The sequence below is a fragment of the Nocardioides sp. J9 genome, from assembly GCF_007829375.1.
Classification (GTDB): domain Bacteria; phylum Actinomycetota; class Actinomycetes; order Propionibacteriales; family Nocardioidaceae; genus Nocardioides.
Window position 1 is genome coordinate 1 of record NZ_VLJQ01000015.1, and the last position, 6,544, is coordinate 6,544.

Here is a 6,544-nt window from a genome sequence, read left to right on the forward strand (position 1 = left end):
TCCAACGGCATCCCGCGCCGGGCCCAGCGCCCGCCGGGCGAGTGGTGCCGCCTCAACGGCGTGACGCCGCCGCCGGGTTCCTTCACCAAGGAAGCCGAGCACGCCAGTGGACGCGCCGAGCACTGACGACGGCCACGGACGAGCAGGGCTCCCGCAACTGGCGGGGGCCCTGCTCGGTCCTGCGGCCTCGGCTGCCGTCAGGCAGATGCGAACCGCGCCTCGTGGGCCAGGCGGCGCTTCGCGGCGAACGCGAGCGCGTCCTCCCAGGAGCCGCCCTTCATGATCTGCACGCGGTACTTCATGATCTCGGTCTGGCCGTTGACGGTCAGGGCCCCGATCAGCCGGTCACCACGGCGGTAGAGCGCGACCCAGCGGCCCCCCGCCGCCGGGTCGCCGTCAACGAGGCGCACCTCGTCGGCATCCGGGGAGCCGACGAACTGGATGCGGACGTCGTACCAGTCGGACCAGAAGTACGGCACCGTGCCGTAGGCCTTCGCGTTGTCCGGGTCGAGCGCGTTGCGGGCCGCCGCGGCGCCCTGCTCCGCGGCCGCGGTCCAGTTCTCCATGCGCTGACGCTCACCGAGCGTCGGGTTGAACCAGTTGGCGACGTCGCCGGCGGCATAGACGCCGGGCACGCCGGTCCACAGGTTCTCGTCGCAGACGATGCCGTTGTCGATGGTCAGGCCGGAGCCCTCGAGCCACCCGACGGACGGGATGACGCCGATGCCGACGACCACCAGGTCCGCCTCGATCGTCGAGCCGTCAGCGAGGACGACCCGCTCGACCTTGCCGTCGCCCTCGATCGCGGCGACGCCGACGCCGCAGCGCAGCGTGGTGCCGTTGAGGTCGTGCAGCGAAGCGATGGCCTGGCCCATCTCGGTGCCCGTCGCGCGCACCAGCGGCGTCGGCAGGGCCTCGATGATGGTGGCCTCGAGCCCACGCTTGCGGGCGGTGGAGGCGAGCTCGGAGCCGATGAAGCCGGCGCCGATGACCACGACACGGGCCCCCGCCTCGAGGTGCTCGCGGATGGCGAGTGAGTCGTCGAGGGTGCGCAGCGGGTGGACGCCGCGGAGCCCCTCCGTGCCGGGGATGGTCCGGGCGTGGGCGCCGGTGGCGATCACGAGGGCGTCGTAGGAGATCTTCTCCTCGCCCACGCTCACCGTGCGGTTGACCGTGTCGAGCGCGGTCGCCGGCGAGCCGAGGCGTACGTCGACGCCGAGCTCGTCGCGCATGGTCTCCTCGGTGCGGAACCACGGGATGTCCGGCAGGACGCCGTCCGCGCCGGCCGCACCCAGGAACGCCTTCGACAGCGGCGGTCGGTCGTACGGGAGGTGCTGCTCGGCGCCGATCAGGACGATCTCGCCGTCGAAACCGGTCTTGCGAGCCGCCTCGACGGCGCGCAGCCCGGCGAGCGACGCACCGACGACGACGAGTCGCCGCGGGTCCTGGCTCATGCCTCGACGATCCTCAGGGCCTCGGTCGGGCAACCGGCGACGGCCTCCTCGACCTCCTGCAGCTCGTCGTCGCCGATGTCCTCCTTGAGGAGGATCAGGTCGCCGGCGTCGTTGACCTCGAAGAAGTCGGGGGCCAGCGACTCACAGATGCCCAGGCCCGTGCACCTGTCGAAATCGACCGTCACACACTTCATCGTCTTCTCCGTTCTCAGGTCGGCAGCTCTGCCCTTGCGGAACCCATCATAACTTCAGTTATGTTCCTGGGCGAGCCCCTGGGCCAACTTTTCTTATCCAAATTAGAAAGAGGCGGCGGGGCTCGCCAGGGCGTGCGTCAGGCGGGGCTGAACGCGGCGGTGATCTTGCCGACCACGAGCTCGGCGGTCTCCGCGCACGCGGTGGTGCCGCCGTTGGCGTACTCCTTGACGGCGTCGCCGACGTTCCACAGGCCCGTGATGGGGGTGTCGTGGGTCATGTCGAAGCCGGCGACGGCGCGCTGGGGCGGCCAGCCGTCCTTGGTGGTGACCCGGCTGAGGATCCGTGCCCGGGAGTCGAAGTCCGGGATGGTGTCACGCAGGTCCTCGAGGAGGAGGGCGTACTCGGCCTCCTCGTCGAAGTCGCCGACGGACGGCTGCGGGCAGCCGGTGCCGGTGTAGAGGTGCCAGCCCTCGGGCGCCATCTCCGGGCAGCTGTCGGTGAAGTTGGCGATGTAGGCCAGGCGACGGGAGGTCGCGAAGCTCAGCATGCCGGGCGCCTCGATCAGCCGCTCCTGGCTGGCGAAGTTGTAGGTGATCATCGCGGTCGGCCGGTCGTTGCGCTTGACCGTGTCGAGGAAGTCGGCGTCGAACGCCGCCTCGCCGGCCAGGGCGACGGTGGCCGCGGGGCCCACGTTGCTGACCACGACGGGCGCGTTGACCGTCTCGCCACCCGCGAGGACGACACCGGTGACCTTGCCGTCCTGGACCAGGATCCGCTCGACCTCGGTCGAGAGCCGGACCTCGCCACCGTCACGCTCGATGGCGCCGGCGAGCTGCTTCCAGACGCCGATCGTGCCCTCGGGGTGGAACCCGAAGCGCTTGAAGGCGCTCTTGCGGGTGAAGTAGGTCAGGAAGACCTTCGCCGGCAGCTCCTCGGAGCCGACCGAGAAGACCGAGGCCGCCATGTTGCGGAAGATCCCGTGGACGCCCTCGTTCTTGGTGTACTTCGACACCCACTCCTGCAGGGTCATCTGCTCCTCGGGCAGCGCGGCGTCGTCCTTGCGGGCCGCGCCGATGCCGCCGACGAGCTTGGCACCCTGGCGGGTCAGCTTCTGGAGCRGGAAGCCCCAGCCACCGCCGGTGACGTCGACGTCCTTGCCCTTGATCCGGTAGAGGATCGGCGGGCTCGGCTCGCGGATCTCCCACGGCAGGTCGAGCTCACGGAAGGTGCGCTCGGTGAACGTGCCGCACTCGATGACGATGGCACCGTCGTTGACCTTGAAGCCGTCGACCTCCGTCGTCGACGCACGGCCGCCGACCTTGTCGAGCCGCTCCAGCACGAGGGTCCGGTAGCCCTGGTGCTGCAGCCGCGCGGCGGTGAAGAGGCCACCGGCGCCGGCGCCGATGACGATCGCGTCGTAGTTCTGGGACATGGGTGAGCTCCTGCTCTGCTGGATCAGTAGGACCGCGGCAGGCCGAGGGAGGTCTGCGCGACGAAGTTGAGGACCATCTCCCGGCTGACCGGGGCGGTACGCATGAGGCGGGTGACGAACCACAGCTCCGAGAGGCCGTACTCGTGGGCGAGGCCGTTGCCGCCGTGGGTCTGGATCGACTGGTCGAGCGCCTTGAGTGCAGCCTCCGCGCCGACGTACTTGGCGATGTTGGCGGCCTCGGCCGCCCCCGCGTCGCCCTCGTCGTAGAGGACGGCGGCGTGGCGGGTGGCCAGGCGAGCCATCTCGACGTCGATGTGGGCGGCCGCTAGGGGGTGGGACACGCCCTGGTGCTGGCCGATCGGGACCGACCAGACCTGGCGGGTCTTGGCGTAGTCCGCGGCCTTCTCGATGGCGTAGCGACCCACGCCGGAGGTGATCGCGCCGACCATGATCCGCTCGGGGTTGAGCGCGGCGAAGACCTGGCGCAGGCCGTTGCCGGGCTCGCCGACGATCCACTCCGGCTCGATGCGCACGTTGTCGAAGAACACCGTGAACTGCTTGTCCGGGGAAACGATCGAGGTCGGGATCTTCTGGAAGCTCAGGCCCGGCGCGTCGGTGGGGACGATGAAGATGGAGAGCCTCTTCTTCTCCGGCGTCGACATCTCGGCGTCGCGGGCGACCACGAGGATCGCGTCGCACTGGTCGATCGCAGAGATGTAGTACTTGGTGCCGTTGAGCACCCAGCCGTCGCCGTCGCGGGTCGCGGTCGTCGACACCTCGTGGCTGTTGGAGCCGGCGTCGGGCTCGGTCAGGCCGAAGGCGACCTTCCTGGTGCCGGCGGCGATGCCGGTGAGCCACTCCTGCTTCTGCGCCTCCGAGCCGTGGGCGGCGAGGAGCGAGCCGATCATCGCCGGCGAGATGACCCACACCAGCATCGGCATGCCGTGGGCCGAGAGCTCCTCGACCACGATGACGGCCTCCTGCATGCCGCCGCCACCGCCGCCGTACTCCTCGGGGAGGTGGACGCCGAGCAGGCCGGCGTCGCCCAGCTCCTTCCAGAGCTCGGTGACGTCCTCGTTGGCGTGCGAGCGCTCGAGGAAGTACTTCTGGTCGTAGCGCGCGCAGATCTTGGCGACCGTCTCGCGGATCGCGCGGTGCTCCTCGGTGTCGCGGATGAGGCCGGGCATGGTCAGGCTCCTTCGAAGGTGGGTCGACGGCGCTCGAGGAACGCGGCGACCGCGCCTCGGGCGTCCTGGGTACGGGCGGTGGCGGCGAGCGCCTCGATCTCGGCGTGCAGCTGCTCGGGCAGGCTGCGGTCCCAGGACTGGCGCAGCAGGGCGCGCATCTGGGCGAAGGCCCGGGTGGGACCGTTCGCGAGCTGGCGGGCGATCTCCTCGCCGCGGGCACGGGCGTCGGCGGTCGGGACCACCTCGGTCACCAAACCCCACTCGAGGCCCTGCGCAGCCGTGATCGGCGTGTTGGTGAGGTAGGCCCACGCGGCTCTCGCCGGACCGATCCGGCGCGGGAGGTGCCAGGTGCCACCCCCGTCGCCGCTGAGCCCGATCGCCGAGAAGGCGGTGACGAACCGGGCGTCCTCGGCAGCGACGACGACGTCGGCGGCGTAGGCCAGCCCGATGCCGCCCCCGGCGACCGAGCCCTGCGCCACCGCCACGATCGGGGCGTCGAGGCCGGCGAGGGTCTCGAACGCCAGGTGGAACGGCGTGACCATCTGCCGCAGCGTGAGGCCGAGGTCGTCGTGGTCCTGGCCGGTGAAGTAGGAGATGTCGCCGCCGACCGTGAGGTCGGGACCGGCGCCGCAGACCAGGACCGCGCGCACGGTGCTGTCCCCCGCGACCCGCAGGGCGGCCAGCAGGAGCTCGTCGGCGACGCGCTGGTCGATGGCGTTGCGCACCTCGGGTCGGGCGACCTCGATGGTCGCGATGCCGTCGGCGATGGTCAGGTTGATCGTCTCGAGGTCATCGGCCGGAGCTCCCCCAGCCGTGCCGGCCGTGCCGGCCGTGCCGTCGGGCAGTGCGGCGACGAACGCCGCCGAGTCGGTCAGCTGGGTGAGCCCGCTGACGCGGTCGCCTCGCAGCTCCCAGACGTGGATGAACCACGCCTCGACGGGGACCCCGCTCGCGCGGCCCTTGCCCCGGTAGGTGCCCTCGACCTGCAGCCGGCCGTCGGCCAGCGCGGTGAAGCGCTCCGGGACGGCGCGGACCCGCCAGTGTGCGCCGATGGCGAACCACCCGTCGCGGATCATCGCCTCCGCGCCGCGGTGCTCACCACCGATCCCGAACGGCAGGCCCGGCGTCAGGCGGCCGGTGAAGTCCTCGGTCAGCGTCGCGACGATGCGGTCGCGGTCGCCGGTGGCGAGGGCGTCGTACAGGCCCTCGACGACGGCACGTTGTGTGTCAGCTGCTCCGCTCATCGCTCACGCACCCACGTAGACGGGCTGGCGCCCCTCGGCGAACGCCTGGAGGGCCTCGGTCACGTCGCGGCCCGGCAGGTAGGCGCCGTTCCACTCCGCGACGGCGCGCAACCCGCGGTCGACGCGGTCGCGCCGCGCGTCCTCGAGGACGTCCTTGATGCCACGGAGCACGACCGGCGAGTTGGCGGCCATCTCCTCGGCCAGCTCCCGTGCCGCGGCGAACAGGGCGTCGGGGTCGGCGTGCACCTCGTTGACCAGTCCGATCCGCTCGGCCCAGGCGACGTCGATGTCTCGGGCGGTCAGCGCCAGCTGCCGCAGGTGGCCCTCGCCGACGACCCCGGCCAGCCACTGCAGGCTGCCCATGTCGGCGACCACGCCGACCTTTCCCTCGCGCAGGCTGAACCGGGCGCTGGGGCCGGCGACCCGGACGTCGCAGGCTGCTGCGAGCCCGAGCCCGCCGCCGATGCACCACCCGTCGATCGCCGCGATCGTGGGCTTGGCGCACGCCGCGAGGGCACGCATGCCCTGCTGGCCGCGGAGGATGTAGTCGCGGAAGCCGAGGCGTTCCCGGACGCCAGCGTCGCGCAGGCCGGCCAGCTTCGGCGCCAGCGCGGGAAGGTCGAGGCCGTAGGAGAAGTGGCCACCGGTGCCCCGCACGACGATCGCCCGCACTGCGTCGTCGGCCTCGAGGCCCGCGACCACGTCGGCGAGGTCGTGGAAGAAGTCCTCGTCCATCGTGTTGACGCCGTTGGGGCCGGTGAGCGACAGCGTGGCGACGACGCCGTCGGTTGCGACCTGGATCCGGTCGCTCATGAGCGCTCGCCGATCACGTCGCTGAGCCGGCCGAGCTGCGCCACGCGCTCCTCCGCGGTCGCGGCCAGCGGGTTGATGACCAGCGTGCGGACGCCCGCCGCCTCGAACTCCTCGACCTGGCGACGGATCGACTGCTCGTCACCCATCAGGCTGACCGCCTCGACCAGGTCGGCCGGTACGGCGGCGGCCTCCTTCTTCTTCCCCGAGAGGTAGAGGTCC

The 6,544-nt window shown here is 71.4% G+C and carries 6 protein-coding genes and 1 pseudogene; all 7 read right to left on the bottom strand.

Annotated elements, in window-relative coordinates:
* Window positions 1-197: 197 nt before the first annotated feature.
* Window positions 198-1,454: an NAD(P)/FAD-dependent oxidoreductase gene (locus L615_RS02175; protein ID WP_145723960.1), complete on the bottom strand. Its 1,257-nt coding sequence runs from the start codon at window positions 1,452-1,454 to the stop codon at window positions 198-200.
* Window positions 1,451-1,639 carry a ferredoxin gene (locus tag L615_RS02180; protein WP_261376525.1) on the bottom strand — a complete coding sequence of 63 codons (189 nt, stop codon included), beginning with the start codon at window positions 1,637-1,639 and terminating at the stop codon, window positions 1,451-1,453. The genes L615_RS02175 and L615_RS02180 overlap by 4 nt, the downstream gene beginning before the upstream one ends.
* Before the next feature lie 146 nt (window positions 1,640-1,785).
* A complete protein-coding gene (locus L615_RS02185) occupies window positions 1,786-3,081 on the bottom strand; it encodes an NAD(P)/FAD-dependent oxidoreductase (protein WP_145723962.1) in 1,296 nt (431 codons plus the stop codon).
* 23 nt (window positions 3,082-3,104) lie between these two features.
* Window positions 3,105-4,268 carry an acyl-CoA dehydrogenase family protein gene (locus L615_RS02190; protein WP_145723963.1) on the bottom strand — a complete coding sequence of 388 codons (1,164 nt, stop codon included), beginning with the start codon at window positions 4,266-4,268 and terminating at the stop codon, window positions 3,105-3,107.
* Between the two features lie 2 nt (window positions 4,269-4,270).
* A complete protein-coding gene (locus L615_RS02195; RefSeq protein ID WP_145723964.1) occupies window positions 4,271-5,512 on the bottom strand; it encodes an enoyl-CoA hydratase-related protein in 1,242 nt (413 codons plus the stop codon).
* A gap of 3 nt (window positions 5,513-5,515) precedes the next feature.
* Window positions 5,516-6,325 carry an enoyl-CoA hydratase-related protein gene (locus tag L615_RS02200; protein WP_145723965.1) on the bottom strand — a complete coding sequence of 270 codons (810 nt, stop codon included), beginning with the start codon at window positions 6,323-6,325 and terminating at the stop codon, window positions 5,516-5,518.
* Window positions 6,322-6,544 (bottom strand): annotated as a pseudogene (locus tag L615_RS23010) (LLM class F420-dependent oxidoreductase); the annotation flags it as partial. The gene L615_RS02200 and the pseudogene L615_RS23010, both read right to left, overlap by 4 nt.